We start from the raw sequence: 21,368 nt of genomic DNA, 5'->3' as shown, positions 1-21,368 counted from the left end.
CCTACAGGCCTTCCGAGAAGCCCGTGCGCGGGGCGTTGACCACCGGCTGGTCGAGGGTGACGCGTTCTCCCTGGCGCTGGTGCCAATAGGGTTCGGTCCCGTAGCGGCCGTGCAGCTCGGTGGCCCAGCCCGCGTCGGCGAAGCTTGGCCAGCGGTCCTTGTCGAAGCCTTCGGCCTGCTTCACCACGTCGGCCGACACGCCCAGGATGAACACCTTGCGGTCGGTATCCAGCGTCAGCGCGTTCCACGGGATGGCCAGGAGCTTGTCGCCCATGCCCAGGAAGCCGCCGCTCGACAGCACCGCGTAGGCGATACGGCCGGTCGACACGTCCAGCATGATGTCCTTGATCGATCCGACGTGCACGTCATCGGCGCTGTAGACCTTGTTGCCGTCCAGGGTCGAGGCGGCCATGATGTGCGGACCCGGCCCGTCGGCCGTGGCGCTGCCCTTGCCCACGATGCCGGCGCCGCCCTGCTGGGGCGCGGAAGTGCTGTCGATCTGTGCCATGTTGATCTCCTTCATGGACGTCGGCGGCTTCCACGCCCACGCCCGGTGACGAAACTGCGGAAGCGCCGTGGATCAGCAAGGAACGTACCCACATGGCAGGGCACCTTGTCGAGCTCAGGCGGAATACGAGCTTCCCAGCCGCATCAATTCCGGCGTGCCGATCAGCGCGTTCAGCTCGTCGAAATCCAACATGCGGTCGCGCCAGGGAGCCGTCGTGCCGTGCTCGCGCAGGCTGCCGTAGTAGCCCTGCAGCACGTGGGCGACCGCGCGCGCGGTGCCGCCCGGGAAGATCGCGATGCCGAAGCCGTGCCGCTCGAGTTCCGCCGCGCTCTGGATAGGGGTCTTGCCGCCCTCCACCATGTTGGCCAGCAGCGGCACCCGGCCTTTGAAGCGGCGGCAGGCCGTGTCCATCTGCTCCGGAGTCCTCAGGGCCTCGATGAACAGCGCGTCCACGCCGGTCTCCAGGTATCGTTCGACCCGGTCCAGGGCCGCCTCCAGTCCTTCGACGGCGACCGCATCGGTACGCGCCAGGATCAGGGTGGACGAGGAGTCCCGCGCATCCAGCGCGGCCTTGAGCTTGCCGGCCATCTCGGCGACCGGCACCACGGACTTGCCGTCCAAGTGGCCACAGCGCTTGGGAAAGGTCTGGTCCTCGAGCTGTATCATCGCGGCGCCTGCGCGCTCCAGTCCGCGCACCGTGCGCATCGCGTTCAGCGCGTTGCCGAACCCGGTATCGGCGTCGACGATCACGGGCAGCGACACCCGCTCGGTGATGCGCGCCAGGGTATCGGCGACTTCGGTGTAGGTGGTCAGGCCGACGTCCGAACGCCCCAGGCGGGTATAGGCGATGGATGCGCCCGACAGGTACAGGGCCTCGAAGCCGGCCTGCTCGGCGATCAGGGCGCTGAAGGCATCGTAGACGCCCGGGGCGAGCACGATGCCGGGACGGGCCAGGCGGCCGCGCAAATCATGGGACATGGCGGGCTCTCCTTCAGGCGGCCAGGCCGCGCTCGAAGCTGCGGCAGTCGGTTACGTCGGCGATGCCCGCCATGTCGGCCAGCGCCGTGGCATGCACTTCCTCGCGGAAGGCGGCGCAGCCGTCCGCCAGCACGGCGACATGGTATTCGCGCATGTGGGCGTCGCGGACCGTGCTGGCCACGCCGCCGTTGGTCACGATGCCGCACACCGCGACCGTATCGATGCCGGCATGGCGCAGCACCCAGTCCAGCTGCGTGTTGAAGAAGGCGGAGTACGCCACCTTGCAGACCGACACGTCGACCAGGCCGTCCAGCTCGGCCACATTGGCTTGCCCACGGCTGCCGGGCGCGAAATCGCCCTTGCGCAGGAACGGCCGGAGCGCCGCCAGGTGCGGGGCGATCATCGGTTCGCCCCGGCCGTCCGGCCACAGCGTGAACTGGCTGGCAACCACCATGCCGCCGGCCGCTTTCAGGGCCCGCGCCGCTGCCGCCACGCGCGGCGGCAGCGCGGCCGCGGCGGCGCTGACGGCCCCGCCCCGCGCGTAGGCGCCGTCGGGCGCGAGGAAGTCGTTCTGCAGGTCGACGATCAGCAGCGCGGTGCGCGCCGGGTCGGCGGGAAAGGATGCGTTGGTCATGACGGTCGATGTCCGGTGGAAGAAGTGGAGGGACCATTCCCGGCCAGACGCTTGCGCAGCTGGTTCAGCAGTCCGCCGCTGCGGGCCATGTCTACCAGGAAATCCGGAATGGCCTCGCACTCGAGCACCCTGCCGTCCCGCTTCACCACTTGCGGCGTCGCGCGAAACCGGATCTCGATCCGCTCGGCCTCGTCCAGCGACTCCGCCTGCGGGCAGGTCAGCAGCATCAGCCCGACGTTGAAGGCGTTGCGGAAGAACAGCCCGCCATAGGACGGCGCGATCACCGCCGCCACGCCCAGGCGTACCAGCGCCGCCGCCGCTTGTTCGCGCGAGGATCCGATGCCGAAACCCGGTCCCGCCGCCACGACGTCGCCCGGCCGCACCGTGGCGGCGAACTCGGGCCGGACCGACTCCAGGCAGTGCGTGGCGATGACATCGATGCCGTGCTTCATGACGTAGCCGGGCGCCAGCAGGTCGGTATCGATGTCCGGCCCCAGCTTCCAGACGCGGTGCGTGGTCCCGCTCATGCCAGTACCTCCCGGGGATCGCTGATGACGCCGCGCAATGCCGAGGCGGCCACGGTATAGGGCGACCCCAGGTACACCTGGGCGGTGGGCGAGCCCATGCGCCCCTTGAAGTTGCGCGCGGTGGTCGAGATGACCGTGACGTCGTCGCCCATGGGACTGCCATAGCCCGAGCAGGCGCCGCAGGATGTGGGAAAGAGTTCCGCGCCGGCATCCATCAGGACCTGCAGCACGCCTTCGTCGCGCGCGGCATCCTGGTCGCGCAGGCTGGCCGGGGCGACGATCAGCCGCACGCCCGGCGCGACGCGGTGTCCCTTGAGCACCGATGCGGCGGCGCGCAGGTCATCGAGCTTGGCACCCGTGCAGGCGCCGACATAGGCGACGTGGACCGGAACGCCGTGATAATCGTCCACCGGCCGCGAATTCGCGGGGCTGTGCGGCGCGGCCACCATGGGCGACAGCGCGCTGGCATCGAAGTCGTAGCGGGTGCAGGCGGCCCCTTCGTCCGTATGCCATTCCCCCAGGTCGGGCACCCTGGCGCCGATGGCGGACAGCCATTCGGCCGTGATCTCGTCGGGTGCGATCAGGCCGGCCTGGGCGCCCAGCTCGGCGCTCATGTTCGACAGCGTCATGCGTTCCTGCATGCCGAGCGCCCGTACCGCCGGCCCGCAGAACTCCACGGCCTGGTAGGCGCCGCCGTTCATGCCGAAGCGGCCCAGCATGTGCAGCATCATGTCCTTGGCGGTGACGCCCCCGGACAGGGCGCCGGACCAGTGCATGCGCAGGGTGTCCGGCACGCGCAGCCAGATCTCGCCCGTCACGACCACGCCCAGCATCTCGGTCGAGCCTATGCCGAACATGTAGGCGCCGAACGCGCCGCCCGTCGGCGAATGCGAATCCCCGCCCACGCAGAACATGCCGGGCAGGATATGGCCGCCCTGCGGCACCACGACGTGGCAGATGCCCTGGCTGTCGTAGACGTGGGGCAGATCCTGCTCGCGAGCCCATTCGCGCGCGATGCGGACGATCCTGCGGGAATCCTCGTCGCGCTCGGGCACGTAGTGGTCCATCACCAGCACCACGCGCGACTTGTCCCAGATGCCCGCGCCCAGCTCTTCCAGCATGGGCTTGAGGCGCCTCGGTCCCGAAGAATCATGGAACATCGCGAGATCGACCTTGCAGGTCACGATCTCGCCCACGCGCACGCTGGCGCGCCCCGACGCGCGCGCGATCAGCTTCTGCGCCAGCGTCCGGCCTTCATCCGGCGATGTAATCAAGCTGTCACCCGATATCCTCGAAGGTCCCGGCCGGGCCCTTCCAATCTATTGTCCTAACAATAGTACATTTGATTCGGGTTCTTGTGTTCTTATTTGTGGCGCGCCGGATACCCGGCGCGGCGCGTCAGCGCATGTAGGCGTTGAAATCCTTGCTGACCCAGACCTTGGCGTCGATGTCGCCCACCCGCGACAGCTCCATCTCGTACTCGTAGCGGTCGGGGCAGTACAGGCCCTGCAGCCAGAGCACGGGCCGATCGTTCACGTCGTAGACCACCCGGCTGACCGACAGCAGGGCCGATCCCAGCGGCATGCCGAGCAGGCCCGCGACGGTGGCATCGGCCTGGCGCGCGGAAATGCTTTGCCGGGCCCGGCCGATCTCCACGCCCGACTCCTCGATCAGCACCAGCATGGCCTTGCGGCCCAGTTGCCGGCGGCCGAGGTTGCCCGCGAACTCGCGCGGCACCCAGGTGGTGATGCAGGAGACGGGGCCCGCCTTGGTGCTGCGCACGCGCACCGCCCGCAGCACCTGCGCACGCGGTTCGATCTGCAGCATCTGCGCCACCGGCTCGGTGGCGGACACGTATTCGTGCTCGATGACCTTGACCGTGGTGTCCAGGCTGGCGGCGATGATGTTGTCCAGCAGCCCCGCCATCCGGTGGGTGGACGAGGCTTGCTGCCCCGCCTGGCCCGGAGGCTGCAAACGCCGCGTCCCCCGGCCGGCCGATCGCTCGATCAATCCTTCCTGGGTCAGGTTCTCCAGGGCCTTGCGAACGGTCGCCCGCGAGACGCCGAACTCTTCCATCAGTTCCAGCTCGCCGGGCACGCGCTGGTCGTACAGGCCATCGCGCAGCCTTTCTTTCAACACCAGGTATACGCTGTGGTACTTCGGCAGGGGCAAGGTTTGCTGCATAGACTGGGGTTCTGTCTTATTGTCTGTCCAATAGAACAATTTAGCTTGACTCGATAGCGAAACCTGGCGGAATATCCACATGCGTTGTCCATATTCTTTCAGGTCCTGCCATGCGCCATCATAGTACAGGGGAACACCGCGCCCACCCCCGCGCGCTGAATATCTGCCGCCGTGCATTTCTGGCCCTGGGCCTGGCCGCGGCTTCGATCACGGTCCACGCGCAAACCTATCCGGACCGCCCCATCAAGCTGATCGTGCCATTCAGCCCGGGCGGCTCGACCGACGTCATCGGCCGCCTCGTCGCCAGCGCGCTGGCCGAACAGGTCGGCCAGTCCGTCATCGTCGACAACAAGGGCGGCGCCGGCTCCATCCTCGGGACCGACCTCGGCGCCAAGGCGCCGGCCGACGGCTACACGCTGGTCATCACCAACGGCGCGGCCATCACCACCGGACCGCTGCTCGGCCAGAAGATTCCCTACGATCCGTTCCGCGACTTCACGCACATCATGCTGCTGGGGACCTTTCCCAATGGCCTCATCGTGCGCACCAGCCACCCGGCGAAGAACTTCAAGGAATTCGTCGAGCTGGCCCGCCAGGCCGGCGGCAAGTACAACTACGGTTCGGCGGGCGTAGGCTCGGCCGGCTTCCTGACCGGCGAAATGCTGAAGCAGAAGGCCCGCCTGGACATGACCCACGTACCCTACAAGGGCACCGGGCCCGCCATGAACGACCTGCTGGGCGGACAGCTCGACGCCATCTTCAACAACATGTCGGTCGCCTCGACCCAGGCCAAGGCGGGCAACGTGCGCATCCTGGCCGTCAGCGGCCCCAAGCGCGTCGCCGCCTTCCCGGACGTGCCCACCATGGACGAAATCGTGCCGGGCACGGTGGGCGAGGCCTGGTTCGGCGTCTCGGCGCCCGCCGGCACGCCAGCCGCGGTCGTCGACCGGCTGCAGGCCGCGCTGGGCAAGGTCATGGCCAACGCCGACATCCGCGCCAAGCTGTCGGACTTGGGACTTACCCCCGTCGGCGCGCCGCAGGCCGAGTTCGTGAAATTCCTGCACGACGAAGACCGCAAGTGGGCGCCCATCATCAAGGCCGCCAACATCAAGCTGGATTGATGCCCGCATGGCCGTCGAATACGCACCCCGGGGGCTCATCGGCCTGCTGACCCCGCAGGCCAACACCACGGTCGAGCCCGAATACTTCATCCTGCTGCCGGCCGGCTACGCCCACATCAATGCCCGGTTGATGAGCGACAAGTCCACGATCGAGGCGCGGCTGGTCGACTACGTGGACAGGCTGGACACCGCCTGCGACCAGTTCGCCAACGCGCCCATCAAGGCAGTCGCGGTGGGCTGCACCGGCGCCTCCTACCTGGTGGGCCGCGAACGCGAGGAACGGGTACTGGCAGGCATCGAGCGCGAGCGCGGCGTCCCGGCCTTCACGGCGGCCACCGCGGTGGTCGCTTCATTGAAGCAATTGGGCGCCCGCCGGATCGCGCTGGCCTCGCCCTACCCCGCCGGGCTGACCGCCGCCAGCAAGGCCTATTGGGAATCCCAGGGGTTCACGGTCGTGCGCGTGGCGTCGGCCGCCATGGACCACACGCAGTTCCATCCCATCTATTCGATGAAAGCGGACACCGCCGGCGCGCTGCTCGATGACCTGGCCCGCGACGACACCGACGCCATCCTGATGCTGGGCACGGGCATGCCCACCCTGACCCCGCTGCTGGCGGCGAACGCCCGGTCGCGCGTGCCGGTGCTGTCGTGCATGCTGTGTCTGGCCTGGATGGGCGTCTCGGCCGTGGATGGCCAGCCCGCGCCGCTGGAACCCTGGCTGCGTGGCGACCACTGGCGCGAGCGCCTCGCGCGGCAACAGCCCTGAACCACCACGAAACGGCGCTTCCACCGGAAAGCGCCGTTTTTTCATCGCCGGGCCGCCCCAAGATGAAAAACACCCCCTTGGGGGGCAGCGCCGCCGCGAAGCGGCAAGCGTGGGGGCCATTTTTCATGTCCCCAGGCGTGGGATGGACGGCGGCACCGTGGGCAGCATGACCGTCTTCTCGAAGGTATAGAACTTCATGCTGGACTCGCCGCCCTCCCGGCCGTAGCCCGATGCCTTGATGCCGCCGAAGGGCGCGCGCAGGTCACGCGTCATGGGCGTGTTGACCCACACCATGCCGGCCCGGATCTCCGACAGCGCGCGCATCACCGTGGGCTGGTGGTCGCTCCATACATACGACACCAGGCCGAACTCGCTGTCGTTCGCGATGGCGTAGGCCTCGTCCTGCGTATCGAACGGGACGATGGTCGCGAAGGGTCCGAAGATCTCCTCGCGGCAGACACGCGCCGTGTTGTCCCGCGCCAATACCGCCGTCGGCTGGAAATAGAAGCCCGGTTCCAGTTCCTCGACCGTCGCGCCGCCGCATAGCAGCTGCGCCCCATCAGCGCGGGCGATGTCCACGTAGCCGGCCACTCGTTGCCGGTGCGCCTGGAACGCCAGCGGTCCGATCTCGGTGGCCGGGTCCAGCGGGCTGCCTATGCGCAGCCGGCGGGCACGCTGCGCGAAGGCGTCGACGAAGCGGTCCAGCACCGCCCGCTGTACCAGGATGCGCGAACCGGCCAGGCACTGCTGGCCGTTGTTCGAGAAAATGCCGACCAGCGCGCCGTCCAACGCGCGGTCCAGGTCGGCCGATTCGAAGACGATGTTGGCCGACTTGCCGCCCAGTTCCAGCGACAGGGGCTTGAGCCCTTCGCCGGCGCTGGCCGAGATCCGCCGTGCCGTCTGCGTGCCGCCCGTGAACGACACCAGGTCCACCTGCGGATGCGCCACCAGGGCTTCGCCCGTGACGCCGCCCCGGCCGTTGACCAGGTTGACGACGCCCGGCGGCACGCCTGCTTCCACCAGCAGTTCCATGAAGCGCGCGACCGCCAGCGGCGTGACCTCGGACGGCTTGCAGACGCAGCTGTTGCCGAACGCGATGGCGCCGGCGATCTTCATCGACGTCAGGGCCAGCGGCGCGTTCCACGGGCCGATCAGCGCCGCCACGCCCACCGGCTCGCGCAGCACCAGCGTCAGGTACCCGTCCGTCTGGCCGTGCAGCTTCTCGGCATGCTGGCCCAGGAACTCCGCGAAAAAGCGGAAGTTGTAGGCGGTACGGGGAATCTGGCCCTTTTGCAGGTGGCGCATGGGAATGCCGGAGTTCATGCACTCCAGGTAGGCCAGTTCGTCGCGATGCAGGTCGACCAGGTCGGCCACCCTGCGCATCACGGCCTGCCGGGCCTCGACCGGCAGCCTGCGCCAGCGCCCGTCCTCGAAAGCGGCCCGGGCGGACCGCACCGCCGCATCGACCTCGTCCGCCGGCGCCTCGACCAGGGTCGAGATGCGCCGCGCGTCGCCGGGGAAGATCACCGGCAGCTCGTATCCGGCCGAACGCGTGCAGCGGCCGTCGATGAAACTCGTTACTTGCTCGCGGATGGGGAATTCGGCCGGCGCGGGTTGCTTCATGTCGTTCCGTGCTATTCGATCGCGGCCGCTTCGCGCAGGCTCAGGATCATCGAGGTTTCGAGCAGGTACTCGCGGGCCAGGCGCGGATCGTCCGCCTTGCGCTTCAAGTCCTCCAGCGTCGCGCGGCGTTGCGCCTCCCCGCGCTCCTGCATGCGGGCGCGGTTACGGCCGGACTGCTGCAATACGTGCTTGATCGCGATCGGGCGGCGCTGGCGCTCGTATTGCCCCAGCAGCGCATCGCTTTCGCCCGCATAGATGCGGCGCAGCTTGTCGGTAAGGTTGAAGGCGTCGTGGATGCCGCCGTTCATGCCCATGCCGCCGCTGGGGCTGTTGATGTGGGCGGCGTCGCCGGCCAGCACGATGCGGCCGTTGACATAGGTGTTCACGACCCGCTGGTGGATGCGGTAGGGCCGGATCTCCATCACCTCGTAGGCCTGTTCGCGCGGCAGGACGTGTTGCAGTTTCTTCTGGATGGACTCGGGCTGGAGGGCGTCGTCGATCGACTCGCCTTCCCACGGGTACAGGCTGACCCGCCAGAGGCCGGGAAGCCGCAGCAGGCTGAAGGTGCCGGTCGAGGCCCAGCAATAGTTGATGTAGGACAGCGTGGGAATGTGCTCGTGGAACGGAAAGCGGGTGGTGGCCAGCACCGTGGTCTCGGGAAAGGTCAGTCCCTCGAAGCTCAGGTCCAGCGCGGCCCGCACCATGCTGCGGGCGCCGTCGGCCGCGACCAGGTAGCGCCCCGTCAGTTCCTGGCGCTCGCCGCCGGGCCGCTCCACCGTGACGCGCACCGAGTCCGCGTCCTGCGACACCTCCACGCACGGGTGTCCCATCAGCACCCGCACCGCCGGCAGCTTTTCCCGGATGTGGGCCAGCAGCAGCTCGGACAGTTTCCATTGTTCGGTCTGCAGGCGATAGGGATGCGGGGTCTCGTCCTTGAGCACCGACAGGTCGAATTCGGCGAATTCGCCCGTCTCGTGCATGCGCACCTGCCAGGTGGGGGCGACCAGCCCGGCTTCGATCAACCCGGGCGTGATACCGTACTCGTCCAGCATCTCCAGCGTCGGGGGGTGGAAGGTCGAGGCCTTCAAGGCGCGCGACACCTGTTCCTCGGCTTCCACGACCACGACCGGAATGCCGTAATGGCCCAGCCGCATCGCCGCGACCAGGCCCACGGGGCCGCCGCCTACAATAATGACCTGCTCGGGGGTCCCGGTGCTCACACGCTACCTCGTTTCGGTTATCGACGCTTTTCGAGCCATTTCACATTTATTCTATTGACCTGTCAATAGGACAATTAAACCATCCGATCCGGCGTTCGGGACGGTGTCGCACGGGACGTCACAAACCGGCGGGCTCGTTCGTCACAAGGAGATCGCGGCGCCGACCAGCGCGATCGCGGCGATATCAACCTCTGGAGCCGGCTCCAGGTATCGATGCACTGATGGGTCCGCTCGGGAATGAATCATGGACATGATGACGGGTGATGGGACGGAGATCTTCGAAGCACGGCGGCGGTTCCTGTTCGGGCTGGCCTACCGCATGCTGGGCACGCGGGCGGATGCCGAGGATGCCGTGCAGGAGACCTTCATCAAGTGGATGCACGCGGATCGCGGCGCGATCGCGAATCCCGCGGCGTGGCTGACCAGCATCTGCACCAACCTGTGCGTGGACATGCTGCGCGCGGCGCACCGGACGCGGGTGGACTACGTGGGTTCGTGGCTGCCCGAGCCCATCCATACCCGCGAGGACGACACGCCGGAGTCGCGGCTGGAACTGGCCTCGTCGCTGACCACGGCCTTCCTGCTGGTGCTGGAGCGGCTCACGCCCAAGGAGCGCGCCGCGTACCTGCTGCACGAGATCTTCGACACCCCCTATCCGGACATCGCGGCCACGCTGGGCATGCAGGAAAGCGCCTGCCGCAAGCTGGTCTCGCGGGCGCGCGAGGCGGTCGAGTCCAGCAAGGTCCGCCACGCCACGCCGGCCGAACGCCAGGAGCAGTTGCTGTCGGCCTTCCAGGACGCCATCAATGGCCATGGTACGGGGCCGCTGGCTGCCCTGCTGTCGGACGATGTCCGCTTCTCGTCGGACGGCGGCGGCAAGGCCATCACGCTGCAGCAGGAACTGATGGGCAAGATGTCGGTGATGCGCTTCGTCGAACGCGGCCTGATACGGTTCTGGCGGGGCATGGACTGGATCGTGGCCGACATCAGCGGCGCCAGGGGCGTGCTGCTGCGCGAGAACGGCGTAATCATCGGCGCGTTGACCTTCGCCTACGGCGAAAACGGCGCGGTGTCCAATATTTACCTGATGCGCAACCCGGACAAGCTCGCCCGATTCCAGGGCCTGTGAGGCGGCTCTTGCAGGCCTTGCGGCAAGAGGTAACAAGTTTTGCGGACCTCGCGCCACGTTCCTAAGATGAAGGCTGCACAGCTTTCATGGGCACGATCATGCATCTTCCTTCCCCCGGATTTTCGTCGCCGCGCCGGGCCGCCCTGGCCGGCCTGCTGGCGGTGGCGCTGGCCGGCTGCGCCAGCCTGCCCGGCCGCGATCCGCTCAACGTGCAGGTCGCCGGCATCGAACCCCTGGAAGGCCAGGGGCTGGAGATGCGGATGGCGGTCAAGCTGCGGGTCCAGAACCCCAACGACTCCGCGGTGGACTACGACGGCGCCGCGCTGGAACTGGAGTTGAACGGCAAGCGCTTCGCGACGGGCGTCAGCAACGAACGCGGCAGCGTGCCCCGCTTCGGCGAGACCGTGCTGACGGTACCGGTATCGGTGTCCGCGCTCAGCGCCATCCGGCAGGCACTGGGCCTGGCCGATGGCTCCAGCCTGGACAACATTCCCTATGTGGTCCGCGGCAAGCTGTCGGGCGGCATGTTCGGCACGACGCGCTTTTCGGACACGGGCAGCCTGAGCCTGCCCGGTTACTGAAGCGAGTCTCCTACAACCCCTTCTCCACCATCTCCAGCAGCCGCTGCCCCACCGCTTCGACCTGCGCGGGACTGAAGCCGCGCAACGGCCCGTCTATCACCAGCATGGCCAGCCCATGGACGGACGACCACGCGAGGTATTCGGCGGCGTGGCGCCGCTCCGGCGTGAGCAGGCCCGCCGCCGCCATGCGATCCAAGGCGGCGCTGAGCAGCTGGAACGGATCCAGTCCGCCCCGGCCGGCCTTGTCGGCCGGGGGTACGTTCAGCGGCCCGTCGGCCGGGGCGAACGCGGTGCGGAACAGGCCGGGCTCCTTGCTGGCGAAGCTCAGGTAGCCCGCGCCCACCGCGCGCAGGCTGGCGCGGGCGTAGTCGGCGGGCGGGCTGTCGCCGTCCAGCTTGTCGAGCTCGGCTTCCATGGCGGTCGCCAGCGCGGACAGCGCCGCGGCCCGCACCGCCAGCAGCAGGTCTCCCCGGCTGGCGAAATGGCGGTAGGCGGCGTTCGGAACGACGCCGGCGCGGCGGGTGGCTTCGCGCAGCACGATCGCCGACGGGCCGCCCTGGCGGGCGAGCTCGATGCCCGCTTCCAGCAGGGCGCGGCGCAGGTCGCCGTGGCGGTAGGTGCTGCGCGAGGCGGGCGGGGTGACGGCGCTGGTCATGGGAACTCCATGTGGACACTGTACATTATCTCTGATAACTTATGTGTACAGCGTCCACAAACCCATCCCCTTCATCCAGCAGTCAGACGAGGAGACCGTCATGCACATCCAGCCCTATCTGTTCTTCGAAGGCCGGGCCGAGGAAGCGGCCGAGTTCTACGCCAAGGCGCTCGGCGCCCAGGTCACGATGATGCTGCGTTTCAAGGACGGCCCTCCGGCCTCGGGCGACAACGAGAACTGCGCGCCGCCGCCCGGGTCGGAAGACAAGATCATGCACATGTCGCTGCAGATCGGCGATGCCGTCGTGATGGGATCGGACGGCATGTGCAAGGGCCCGGCCGAATTCAAGGGTGTCTCGCTGGCGCTCAGCGTGGCCGACGACGCCGATGCCGAACGCAAGTTCGCGGCCCTGGGCGACGGCGGGACCGTGATCGCGCCGATGACGCCCACCTTCTTCTCGTCGCGCTTCGGCATGGTGACGGACCGCTTCGGCGTGACCTGGATGGTACAGGTCGCGCCCTGAGGCCGGCCCCGCTACCTCCCGTCTCCGGGCAAGGCGTAGGCGATCACGTAGTCTCCCGCCTTGGTGCCCAGTGAACCGTGGCCGCCGGCCACCACCAGCAGGTACTGGCGGCCGTCGGCACCCGCGTAGGTCATGGGCGTGGCCTGGCCGCCCGCAGGCAGGCGGGCCTCCCACAGTTGCCTGCCGTCGCGCACGTCATAGGCGCGCACGTAGTTGTCCAGCGTTCCCGACAGGAAGGCCACGCCTCCTGCCGTCATGATGGGACCGCCCAGGTTGGGCACGCCCATCCGGAAAGGCAACGGCAAGGGCGAGCTGTCGCGCACGGTGCCGTTCTTGTGTCGCCAGACGATTTCACCGGTACGCAGGTCGGCTCCGGCCACGTAACCCCAGGGCGGCGCCTGGCACGGCAGGCCCAGCGGCGACGTAAAGGCGCTCAGCTTGACGGCGAACGGCGCGCCGAAGTTCTCGTTCAGGGCAGGCAGGCTGTCATTGGGCCGCTCCGAGCCCTGCACGTACAGGCTCTTGTCGTTCTTGCGCGGGACCAGTTGCGAGACGAACGCAAGATAGGTGGGTGTCGTGAAGGCGATCTGGCGCCGCGGATCGACGGCGATCCCGCCCCAGTTGAAGACGCCGAAGTTGCCCGGATAGATCAGCGAGCCCTGCGTGGACGGCGGCGTGTACCGGCCCTCGTAGCGCAGTTGATGGAACCTGATGCGGCAGGCGAGCTGGTCGAACATCGTCGCCCCCCACATGCTGGCGCCGGTCAAGGGCGGCGGGTCGTAGGACAGCGCCGATACCGGTTGCGTGGGCGCGGCCCGGTCTCCCCGCGCGGCGCCCTGGGGCGCCAGCTTCTCGGTAACGGGCAGCAGCGGACGCCCCGTGCGGCGGTCCAGCACGTAGAGTTCGCCCTGCTTGGTCGGCTGGACCAGGGCCGGGACGGTCGCGCCCCCCATCGTCAGGTCGATGAGCGTGGGCTGCGCCGGCACGTCGTAGTCCCACAAGTCGTGGTGCACGGTCTGGAACGACCAGCGCACGCGGCCCGTCTCCAGGTCCAGCGCCACCACCGACGACGAGAATTTCTCCGCGCCCTCGCTGCGGTTGCCGCCCCATTGGTCGGGCGGCTGGTTGCCCAGCGGCACGTAGACCATGCCCAGCTCCTCGTCCACGCTGGAGATGGACCAGCTGTTGGGGGAATTGGCCGTATAGGTACGCCCTTCGGCAATGGGCTCGGTGTCCTCGGGGTTGCCCGAATCCCAGTTCCACACGAGCCGGCCCGTGCGTATGTCGAATGCGCGGATCACGCCCGAGGCCTCGTTCACCGAGACGTTGTCCAGCACCGTGCCGCCCACGATGATGAGTCCGCGCGCGACCACCACGGGCGAGGTGGAGTAATAGGAGCCCGGGCGGACGTTGGGCATGTTGCGCCACAGGTCGATCTGCCCGGTGCCGCCGCCGAAGTCGGTGCAGACGCCGCCGCTGTCGGGATCGAGCGCGATGACGCGGCCGTCCGCCGTCGGCATGAACAATTTGGCCGGACAGCGGGCGGAGGTCCTGCCATCGTTCGCGGCCACCGGTTGGCCGGCGGTGGGAGCCGGTCCGTTCGCCGGCGCCGGCGCCGGGGGCGAGGGCGCGGCGGCGGCCGGAGCGGAATCCGGCTGCGCGGCATCGCCGGGATAGTAGGACAGGCCCCGGCAGGTCAGGTGTTGCAGCGCCAGCCTGTCCTGCACGTGCGGGTCGTATCGCCACAGTTCGCGACCGGTGGTCGCGTCCAGCGCGATAACCGACTGGTGAGGCGTGCAAAGGAAGAGCCGATTGCCTATCTTGAGCGGCGTGGCCTGGAAGGTCGTCTCCTCGGGATCGCCTTCCCTGCCCCGGACGTCGCCGGTGCGGAATACCCAGGCCTGCTCCAGGCGCCCGACGTTGCCGGGCGTGATCTGCCCCAGCGCGGAATAGCGCTGCCCGCGGCCGGTTCCGCCATAGGCGGTCCATTCCTCGCCCGCCACCGGTCCCGGCGCGGCGGCGGGCGCTTCTTCCGTGAAGCTGCCGCGCAATTGATGCAGGTCGACGAACCAGGAGACGACGCCGACCGCCAGAAACGCCCCCAGCGCCACCGCCAGCCCCGCGCGGGCACGCAACAGCGGTCCCGACGGCGACAGCAGCGCCCCGGTCTCCAGGCTCGGGGGCTCCAGCCTGCGACGTATCCAGGGCGTCAACAGGAACAGGCCCAGCACGAACAGCACGTCGCCGCGCGCGGCCAACGGCCACCAGTCCAGCCCCGACTCCCACAGCGCCCAGGCCAGCGTGCCCAGCACCAGCGCGGCGTAGAGCCAGATCGCCGACACATGGCCCGCGGCCAGGCGGACCCCGCAGACCGCCATCACGATCCCCGCCACGAGGTAGTACCAGGATCCGTCCAGATAGATCAGCCACGCTCCTCCCACCATCAGCGCAATCCCGAGCAGGACGAGCACGGCGCCGGTGGCGATCAGGAGTCCGTAACGCGGTGGAGCTGGCATGGGAGCCTCCTCGGGGCTGGACAGAGGGGGGCGCGTCAACAAGTTTCATGCCCAGCCGCGCCATGCCGGCCCCGTCCCGCCCGGTGCTAAGATTCACGCACCGGTCTGCTCAAGGCCCGCTTCCCGCAGGTGCGGCGCCCGGCACTTTTTGCATGCCCGGCCGGCCTGTCGTGCCTATCTGGAAAACCATCCCTCTTCGCCTCCTCGCGCTGGCCCAGCGCTACCCCGGCACCATCGCGGCCTTCGGCTTCGCTTCCGGGGTGGTCAGCTTTTTCACCGTCGAGCGCCACGAGTCCTTTGCCCGCGTCATTGCCGCGGTCATGCTGCTGAGCTGGATCTGGCTGATGCTCGAGCGCGCGCTGCGACGGCGCATCGCACAGCGCTTCGGGTGGACCATACCCATACCGGTGCTGCGCTACGGCACGCAGATGATCCACCAGGAAGGCCTGTTCTTCGTGCTGCCCTTCCTGTACACCGCCACCACCTGGAACAGCGGCCAGGCGCTGTTCACCGGGCTCGTTGGCGCCGCGGCGCTGATAGCGCTGGTCGATCCGCTGTACTTCCGGTGGCTGTCGACCCGCAGGTGGGTGTTCCTGACCTACCACACCTTCACGCTGTTCGTGGTGCTGCTGACCGCGCTGCCACTGGTCCTGCACATCCCGACGGGCAATAGCTACAAGCTGGCGCTGGGCGTGGCGGTGCTGCTGTCCTTCCCCACGCTGGCCGAGCTGGTTTCGCTGGATGCCCGCTGGCGCAGGTGGGCGGTCGTGGGACTGATGCTGGCGCTCGGCTCGGTGGGATGGCTGCTGCGCCTGTGGGTACCGCCCGCCACGCTGTGGCTGACCGAGGTCGCCATCTCGACCAGCATGGACAGCCTCAACATGAAAGCGGGCGAACGCCTGCGCGCCGTGACGCCCGCCCAGATGCGCGATCAGGGCATCTATGCCTATACCGCGATCAATGCCCCGCTGGGCCTGGAGGAACACATCTACCACGTCTGGCTGCACGACGGACGCGAGGTCGACCGCATCGCGCTGGACATCCGCGGCGGCCGCAAGGAAGGCTACCGGGCCTGGACCCACAAGCAGAATTTTCCCGCCGACTCCGGCGGCCGCTGGCAGGTCAAGGTGGTGACGGACACCGGCCAGATGATAGGCACGCTGCGCTTTCGCGTGGAAGGCGACCAGGAACCGGCCGCGGCGCCCTAGCCTACCCCTGCCTGCGCAGCAGCCTGCGGGCCAGTTCGACCACGAACACGATCGCCGCGCCGGCCAGCACGCCGAACGCGATATTGAGCAGCACGGGCAGCACCGCCGCCGCCACCGCGCCGATCACGGGCAGGCTGGCCGCCCCATGCGCCAGGCGTTCGATGCCACCGTGCACGGCTTCGAGCCCATGCGTCAGGATGGAGCCGCCCACTGCGAACATGGCCACCGTGCCGACGACCGACAGGCCGCGCATCAGGAACGGCGCGGCGCCGACGATGCTCCTTCCCACCGCGCGCGCCACCGCGGACCGCCTCGCCCCCAGATATGCCCCGGCATCGTCCAGCTTCACCACGCCGGCCACGATGCCGTAGACCCCGATCGTCATCAACAGCGCGATGCCCACCAGCACGGCCACCTGCGTGCCGAAGTCCGCCCCGGCCACGGTCCCCAGCGCGATCGCGACGATTTCGGCGGACAGGATGAAATCGGTCCGCACGGCGCCGCGGATCTTGTCCCGCTCGAAGGCCACCATGTCCACGCCGGGGTCCTCCAGGGCCTTGCGCCGTTCGTCGTGCCGGGCCGCCTTGTCATGCGCGGGCAGGAATTTCGCCGCCAGCTTCTCGGCGCCCTCGAAGCACAGGAAGGCGCCGCCCACCATCAGCAGCGGCAGGATCGCCCATGGCGCGAAGGCGCTGATGATCAGCGCCGCCGGCACCAGGATGGCCTTGTTGCGCAGCGAGCCCTTGGCCACGGCCCACACGACCGGCAATTCGCGGTTCACCGACACGCCGGTCACCTGCTGGGCGTTCAGCGCGAGATCGTCGCCCAGCACGCCCGCCGTCTTCTTGGCGGCAACCTTGGTCATCAACGAGATGTCGTCCAGGACCGACGCGATATCGTCGAGCAAGGCGAAAAAGCTGCTTCCTGCCATCATGGCTCCTCGAACGTCGCTGCCATGGTAGAGGCGCCGAGGCGCAACGTCTGTAACGCGTAGCGACAGCGCGGTCTTCAAAAACTGTGGTTCACGCCCATGCCCACGTTGGTCCGGCTGCCGTCGTTGGATGGCCGCCCGTGGCCCACCCCGGCGTAGACCTGCGTGCGCCTGGACAGCGCATACGACACGCCGGCGCTGACATAGTCGGTCGCGCCGCTGCGGCCGTAGCCCTGGAAGTCCCGGCCCACGCCGATCTTGAGCGTGGCCGCGCCGATGCGGTGGGTCGCGGCCAGCATGGCGCTGGTGCGGCGCCGGCGGGCCTCGCCCAGGAACACCTGGCTGGCGGTCGTCAGCTCGGTCAGGCTGGCGGAGGCCATCACCCGCGTCGGGCCCGAGCCGTAGGCCAGCCCGACGAAATAGGTCTTGTCGTTCACGCTGTTGCGTTCGGCGGAAACCAGCAAGGTCGCCGAGCCGTCGTCGTAGTTGATTCCGGCCGCCAGCCCCCGCTTGCTTTCGACCGTGCCGTTGGCATCGGGCACCTTGCTGCGCTCGCCGTTGGCCGCCAGGTGCACCGACCAGCCGCGCGCGACCGGCGAGTCGTAGAACACGCCGTTGTTCGCGCGGTTGTAGTCGCCCGCCGGCCCGTTGCGATAAGGGTCGGTCCGGTACGCCGGATGGTAGATCTGCCAGGCGATGGAAGCCACGCGATCGAAGTTGTACCAGGGGTCGAACTGCCAATCGAGCGCCCACATGGGAGTCATCGCCCGTCCCAGCCGCAGCTGGCCGAAGGGCCCCTTCACGCCCACGGTGGATTCGCCGTAGAACAGGGGCGCGCCGCCGCTGGCCTCCAGGCGGCCGGTGTCGATCTCGAAGCGCGACTGGAGGTGGAACATGGCGGCATAGCCGCTGCCCAGGTCCTCCGAACCCTTGATGCCCCAATAACTGCGCTGGATGTTGCCGATGGAGGTGGCGCCGCGCGCCAGGCGGTAGATGCCGGCGTCGACCACGCCGTACAGGGTGAGGGACGACTGGGCGTGTGCCGCGGTTGCCGGCACCAGCGACGCGGACAGTATGGCCAGCCAGGTGCGATGCGATCTTCTCATGTTCTGGCATGTCTGGAAAAACAAGACCCGGCGCAAGTGTGGCGCGATCGGCGCCGCTTGGCAAAGGCGCCCGCCGCCGGGCCTACGCACAAGCCCCCACGGACGACCATGCGCACGCGCGCCCCGGACACGCCCGGATCCCGGCCTAATGGCACCTCGCCCGCGCCGTGCCGGCCGGGACGCCCTCGCCATGCAGGCGAAGGACGCCACGCTTGGGAAACGCCATGACACCGCGCCACCTGGGGATGCTCGTGTCCCTCCTGTCCCTGCTTGCCGCCTGCGGCGGGGAAGACCCCGCTCCGTTACAGGCGCGGTCCATCGAAGACCTGGAACGCCAGGGCGCGCTTCCCGTCCTGGATCGCTCCGAGGACCTGGGCGGGCCCGACGCCGACGGCAATGGCGTACGCGACGACATCGACGCCTGGATCGCGCGCCAGGGCGGAGCGCCGGCGCGGCAGGACGCGCTCAGGCAACTGGCCCGCGCGTTCCGCGACGCCTTGCTGGTCCGCGGCGACTCCGTCGCCGCGCAGGAGGCCGCGTGGCGCACCACCCTGGCCGTGTCATGCGTGATGGCGCGCAGCGGCTCCAGCACCGAGGGCGCCGACGCGGTGGCCGACATGCGCAAGATGTCCGCCAACACCAAGGCCCGGGTCCTTGCCTATCTCGATTATTCCGCGGCGCTGGACGGCGCCATCCTGTCGCTACCCGCCGGGGACGGCTGCGATGAATAGGATGCTGCGCCGATGGACACGAACGCTGCTGGCGATGGCTGGCATGCTGGCGCCAGGTGCGTACGCGGCGGATCTGTGTCCGGCCCATACCCACACCCTGGCCTTCTTCAACGGCGTCTGGAATACGCCCGATACCGCAGCCAGCGGCGCGCGGGCCCTGCTCGGGGCGCTGGACGAAGCGCTGCGCGCACACCCCGCACGCGCGACGCTCGCCATCGGCGCCGAGGTGTTCTACAACGCCAGCGGCTTGCAACGCGGGACGCGCGAGGGCATCGAAGACCTGGTCGAAGTCTTCGCGCAGCGGGCCGCGGAACTGGACGATGCCGTGCGCCAGCGCTGGGAGCTGTTCTGGGAAATCGTCGATGGCCGCCTGGAAGGCTGGCATCGGATAGCAGCCGTGCTGCCTCGCGCCCGCGACCTCGCCGTCGCGCTGACCGAGGCACGCAACGCGCGGCTGCTTGCGCATGCCACCTCGTTCGCCGCCGCCCCGCCCACCGGAATCGACTACGCCGCCCATCGGCTGCGCTTGCGCGCGCTGCACGCCCTGGGACGCGGCGTCCTGCTGGTGGGGCATTCGCAGGGCAACTTCTTCCTGAACGGCGCCTATCGCGCACAACCCGATCCGGCGGCGCTCGCGGTGGTCCACATCGCGCCCGCATCGGCCCGCGCCAGCGGTCCCCACCTGCTGTCGGGCAACGACATGGTCATCGCTGCCCTGCGCGGCGTGGTACCGGGCACCCCGCCGCCGCCCAATCTCTGGATCCCGCCGTCGACCCGGGACCCTTCCGGCCATCAGTTGATCGAGACCTACCTGGACGCCGACCGCAACGGCCGGTCCGCCGCCGGCGCGCTGATGGCCGATCGCCTGCTGGCGCTGAAGGCCGCCGAACCCCGGGCAAGCCCGGGATTCTTCACCGCCACGCTGGCCTGGGACGGCGACGGCGACATCGACCTGCACGTGCTGGAACCTGGCGGCGCCCACGTGCACTACGGCGCGCGCGTGGGCGCCAGCGGCTCCCTAGACCTGGACAACACGGCGGGCCATGGGCCGGAACACTATCACGCGACCTGCGATCCGCAGCGCCTGCAAGCCGGCATATTCAGCGTGGGCTTGAACAACTACGCGGCGCCCGCCGGCAGGAAGGCGATGCTGCAGATCGCCACCGCGGCCCACGGCGTGACGCGCACCGTCCAGGTGGATGCGGGCCCGCCGCGCGGCGAAGCGGGGGATGCCTCGCCCATCGTCCTCCTGCGCGTCGCCGTGGCCCGATCCGGCTCGGCCTGGACGGCAACCGTCCACTAGGGCCTGTTCACGCTAAAAGGAGGCTCGCACAGACCGGGAGTGGGCCTTGGGCCGGGCGGATCATTCGGCGCGGATGCCACGCTCCCTGATCAATTGGCCGAAGCGGGCGTAGTCCTTGGCGAAGCCGGCCGCCGCCGACCGCGGGTCGTCGCCTACCGGCACGAAGCCCATGCCCCGAAGCTGTTTCGCCACGTCGGGATCCCGCAGCACGCGGGCGAACTCGGCGTGGATGCGGTCCACGACGTCCTGCGGCGTCCCCCTGGCGGCGAACAGCAACTGGAAACCTTCGACCTCCGTGCCCGGATAGCGGCGGGCCATGGGCTGGGCGGACGGAAACAGGAAGAATGGCTCGGCCGAGGTCACACCCAGCACACGGACGGTGCCCATGTCGACCAGGGGCTGCACATTCGTCGGGGTGTCGATGCCGCAATCGAGTTGCCCCGAGGCCAGGCTGGGGGCGGCCTGCGAGAAGCTCCGGTACGGGGCGTGGACGATCTCGACCGACGCCGCCTGCTTGATCAGCTCCAAGGCCAGGTGCGGCGGCGAACCCACGCCGTAGCTGGAACAGGTCAGCTTGCCGGGATGGGCGGCCGCGTAGGCCACGAAGGCCTCGAACGACTCCACCGGCAGGGAGGTCCTGACGACCAGGGCATAGGGGGTACGCGCGATGCGGGTCACGGGCACGAGGTCGCGCCCCACGTCGAACGGCAGCCTGGACAGCCATGGGGTGATGGCCAGCGCCGAGGTCTGCATCAGCAACGTGTAGCCGTCCGGCGGGGCCGCCACGACGGCCTGGGTGCCGATGTTGCCGGTCGCGCCGGTCCGGTTGTCGACGATAACCGGCTGCCCCACCCGGGCCTGGATGCGCTCGGCCAGCAGGCGCGCCACGCGGTCGATCGAACCGCCCGCCACGAAGGGAACGATGAGCCGTATCGGCCGTTCCGGGTAGCCTGCCGCCGCCGGGGCGAACGGCGCCAGGAGGATGGCCGCCATCAGGCCGTGCCAGAACGCTCGGATCATGTGCCGTCTCCGTTGTTGTCATGTATCGTGGTCGCCCGATCGCTGCACTGTAGAAGGCGGACGCCTCTCCCGCCATAGGCGCGAGGCAATGCGGCCATTGCCGG

Annotated in this window: 21 protein-coding genes; 8 read left to right on the top strand and 13 right to left on the bottom strand. The window is 68.9% G+C overall.

What is annotated here, in order from left to right; all coding sequences use genetic code 11:
- Position 1: 1 nt before the first annotated feature.
- The 6 genes from ABD104_RS24790 to ABD104_RS24765 form a co-directional block, all read right to left on the bottom strand.
- Positions 2-508: a PRC-barrel domain-containing protein gene (locus ABD104_RS24790; protein WP_087838500.1), complete on the bottom strand. Its 507-nt coding sequence runs from the start codon at positions 506-508 to the stop codon at positions 2-4.
- A gap of 114 nt (positions 509-622) precedes the next feature.
- Entirely contained in the window at positions 623-1,486 is an 864-nt protein-coding gene (locus tag ABD104_RS24785; protein ID WP_343928394.1) for an isocitrate lyase/PEP mutase family protein, read from the bottom strand.
- A gap of 13 nt (positions 1,487-1,499) precedes the next feature.
- Positions 1,500-2,120, bottom strand: coding sequence for a cysteine hydrolase family protein (locus ABD104_RS24780; RefSeq protein ID WP_087838445.1), 621 nt, complete (start codon positions 2,118-2,120; stop codon positions 1,500-1,502).
- Positions 2,117-2,647: a LeuD/DmdB family oxidoreductase small subunit gene (locus tag ABD104_RS24775; protein WP_132979789.1), complete on the bottom strand. Its 531-nt coding sequence runs from the start codon at positions 2,645-2,647 to the stop codon at positions 2,117-2,119. Before ABD104_RS24775 ends, ABD104_RS24780 begins: the two co-directional genes overlap by 4 nt.
- Positions 2,644-3,921, bottom strand: a complete 1,278-nt coding sequence (locus ABD104_RS24770; protein WP_132979788.1) for a 3-isopropylmalate dehydratase large subunit — start codon at positions 3,919-3,921, stop codon at positions 2,644-2,646. The genes ABD104_RS24775 and ABD104_RS24770 overlap by 4 nt, the downstream gene beginning before the upstream one ends.
- 124 nt (positions 3,922-4,045) lie before the next feature.
- Positions 4,046-4,831, bottom strand: a complete 786-nt coding sequence (locus ABD104_RS24765) for a GntR family transcriptional regulator (RefSeq protein ID WP_087838448.1) — start codon at positions 4,829-4,831, stop codon at positions 4,046-4,048.
- A gap of 110 nt (positions 4,832-4,941) precedes the next feature.
- Here ABD104_RS24765 and ABD104_RS24760 point away from each other — a divergent pair, with 110 nt between their 5' ends.
- Together ABD104_RS24760 and ABD104_RS24755 are read left to right on the top strand one after the other, a co-directional pair.
- Entirely contained in the window at positions 4,942-5,952 is a 1,011-nt protein-coding gene (locus ABD104_RS24760; RefSeq protein ID WP_087838449.1) for a Bug family tripartite tricarboxylate transporter substrate binding protein, read from the top strand.
- A 7-nt stretch (positions 5,953-5,959) separates the two neighbouring features.
- The gene (locus tag ABD104_RS24755) at positions 5,960-6,718 is read left to right on the top strand and encodes a maleate cis-trans isomerase family protein (protein ID WP_087838450.1); all 759 of its coding nucleotides are present in this window, start codon (positions 5,960-5,962) and stop codon (positions 6,716-6,718) included.
- 123 nt (positions 6,719-6,841) lie between these two features.
- Here the strand turns inward: ABD104_RS24755 and ABD104_RS24750 are convergent, their stop codons facing one another.
- Entirely contained in the window at positions 6,842-8,341 is a 1,500-nt protein-coding gene (locus tag ABD104_RS24750; RefSeq protein ID WP_087838452.1) for an aldehyde dehydrogenase, read from the bottom strand.
- Between the two features lie 11 nt (positions 8,342-8,352).
- The gene (locus tag ABD104_RS24745; RefSeq protein ID WP_207958631.1) at positions 8,353-9,561 is read right to left on the bottom strand and encodes an FAD-dependent oxidoreductase; all 1,209 of its coding nucleotides are present in this window, start codon (positions 9,559-9,561) and stop codon (positions 8,353-8,355) included.
- Positions 9,562-9,805: 244 nt separating this feature from the next.
- Between ABD104_RS24745 and sigJ the strand changes: the two genes are divergently transcribed.
- Together sigJ and ABD104_RS24735 are read left to right on the top strand one after the other, a co-directional pair.
- Positions 9,806-10,690, top strand: a complete 885-nt coding sequence (gene sigJ, locus ABD104_RS24740) for an RNA polymerase sigma factor SigJ (protein ID WP_087838453.1) — start codon at positions 9,806-9,808, stop codon at positions 10,688-10,690.
- Positions 10,691-10,788: 98 nt separating this feature from the next.
- On the top strand, positions 10,789-11,271 hold the full coding sequence (locus ABD104_RS24735) for an LEA/WHy family protein (RefSeq protein ID WP_343928393.1): 483 nt from the start codon (positions 10,789-10,791) through the stop codon (positions 11,269-11,271).
- A 10-nt stretch (positions 11,272-11,281) separates the two neighbouring features.
- On the opposite strand, the gene ABD104_RS24730 is transcribed toward ABD104_RS24735, so the two are convergent.
- A complete protein-coding gene (locus ABD104_RS24730; protein WP_343928392.1) occupies positions 11,282-11,926 on the bottom strand; it encodes a TetR/AcrR family transcriptional regulator in 645 nt (214 codons plus the stop codon).
- Between the two features lie 100 nt (positions 11,927-12,026).
- Between ABD104_RS24730 and ABD104_RS24725 the strand changes: the two genes are divergently transcribed.
- Positions 12,027-12,449: a VOC family protein gene (locus ABD104_RS24725; protein WP_087838455.1), complete on the top strand. Its 423-nt coding sequence runs from the start codon at positions 12,027-12,029 to the stop codon at positions 12,447-12,449.
- A gap of 11 nt (positions 12,450-12,460) precedes the next feature.
- Here ABD104_RS24725 and ABD104_RS24720 read toward each other — a convergent pair whose 3' ends face one another.
- On the bottom strand, positions 12,461-14,965 hold the full coding sequence (locus tag ABD104_RS24720; protein WP_343928391.1) for a membrane-bound PQQ-dependent dehydrogenase, glucose/quinate/shikimate family: 2,505 nt from the start codon (positions 14,963-14,965) through the stop codon (positions 12,461-12,463).
- A 170-nt stretch (positions 14,966-15,135) separates the two neighbouring features.
- Between ABD104_RS24720 and ABD104_RS24715 the strand changes: the two genes are divergently transcribed.
- The gene (locus tag ABD104_RS24715) at positions 15,136-16,173 is read left to right on the top strand and encodes a DUF5924 family protein (protein WP_217896301.1); all 1,038 of its coding nucleotides are present in this window, start codon (positions 15,136-15,138) and stop codon (positions 16,171-16,173) included.
- A 1-nt stretch (position 16,174) separates the two neighbouring features.
- Here the strand turns inward: ABD104_RS24715 and ABD104_RS24710 are convergent, their stop codons facing one another.
- Together ABD104_RS24710 and ABD104_RS24705 are read right to left on the bottom strand one after the other, a co-directional pair.
- The gene (locus tag ABD104_RS24710; RefSeq protein WP_087838458.1) at positions 16,175-17,104 is read right to left on the bottom strand and encodes a DUF808 domain-containing protein; all 930 of its coding nucleotides are present in this window, start codon (positions 17,102-17,104) and stop codon (positions 16,175-16,177) included.
- Positions 17,105-17,181: 77 nt separating this feature from the next.
- Entirely contained in the window at positions 17,182-18,210 is a 1,029-nt protein-coding gene (locus ABD104_RS24705) for a porin (RefSeq protein ID WP_176400705.1), read from the bottom strand.
- A gap of 224 nt (positions 18,211-18,434) precedes the next feature.
- On the opposite strand from ABD104_RS24705, the gene ABD104_RS24700 reads away from it, so the two are divergent.
- Positions 18,435-18,941 (top strand): hypothetical protein, encoded by a 507-nt coding sequence (locus ABD104_RS24700; RefSeq protein WP_132979770.1) that lies wholly within the window; start codon positions 18,435-18,437, stop codon positions 18,939-18,941.
- The gene (locus ABD104_RS24695) at positions 18,934-20,244 is read left to right on the top strand and encodes a YfaP family protein (protein WP_132979769.1); all 1,311 of its coding nucleotides are present in this window, start codon (positions 18,934-18,936) and stop codon (positions 20,242-20,244) included. Before ABD104_RS24700 ends, ABD104_RS24695 begins: the two co-directional genes overlap by 8 nt.
- Positions 20,245-20,304: 60 nt before the next feature.
- On the opposite strand, the gene ABD104_RS24690 is transcribed toward ABD104_RS24695, so the two are convergent.
- Positions 20,305-21,264 (bottom strand): Bug family tripartite tricarboxylate transporter substrate binding protein, encoded by a 960-nt coding sequence (locus tag ABD104_RS24690; protein WP_343928390.1) that lies wholly within the window; start codon positions 21,262-21,264, stop codon positions 20,305-20,307.
- Positions 21,265-21,368: the final 104 nt, after the last annotated feature.

The organism is Pigmentiphaga daeguensis, from assembly GCF_039523035.1.
GTDB classification, from domain to species: domain Bacteria; phylum Pseudomonadota; class Gammaproteobacteria; order Burkholderiales; family Burkholderiaceae_B; genus Pigmentiphaga; species Pigmentiphaga daeguensis.
Note: the sequence above shows the minus strand (reverse complement) of the source record. Positions and strands in the feature narration are given on the sequence as shown.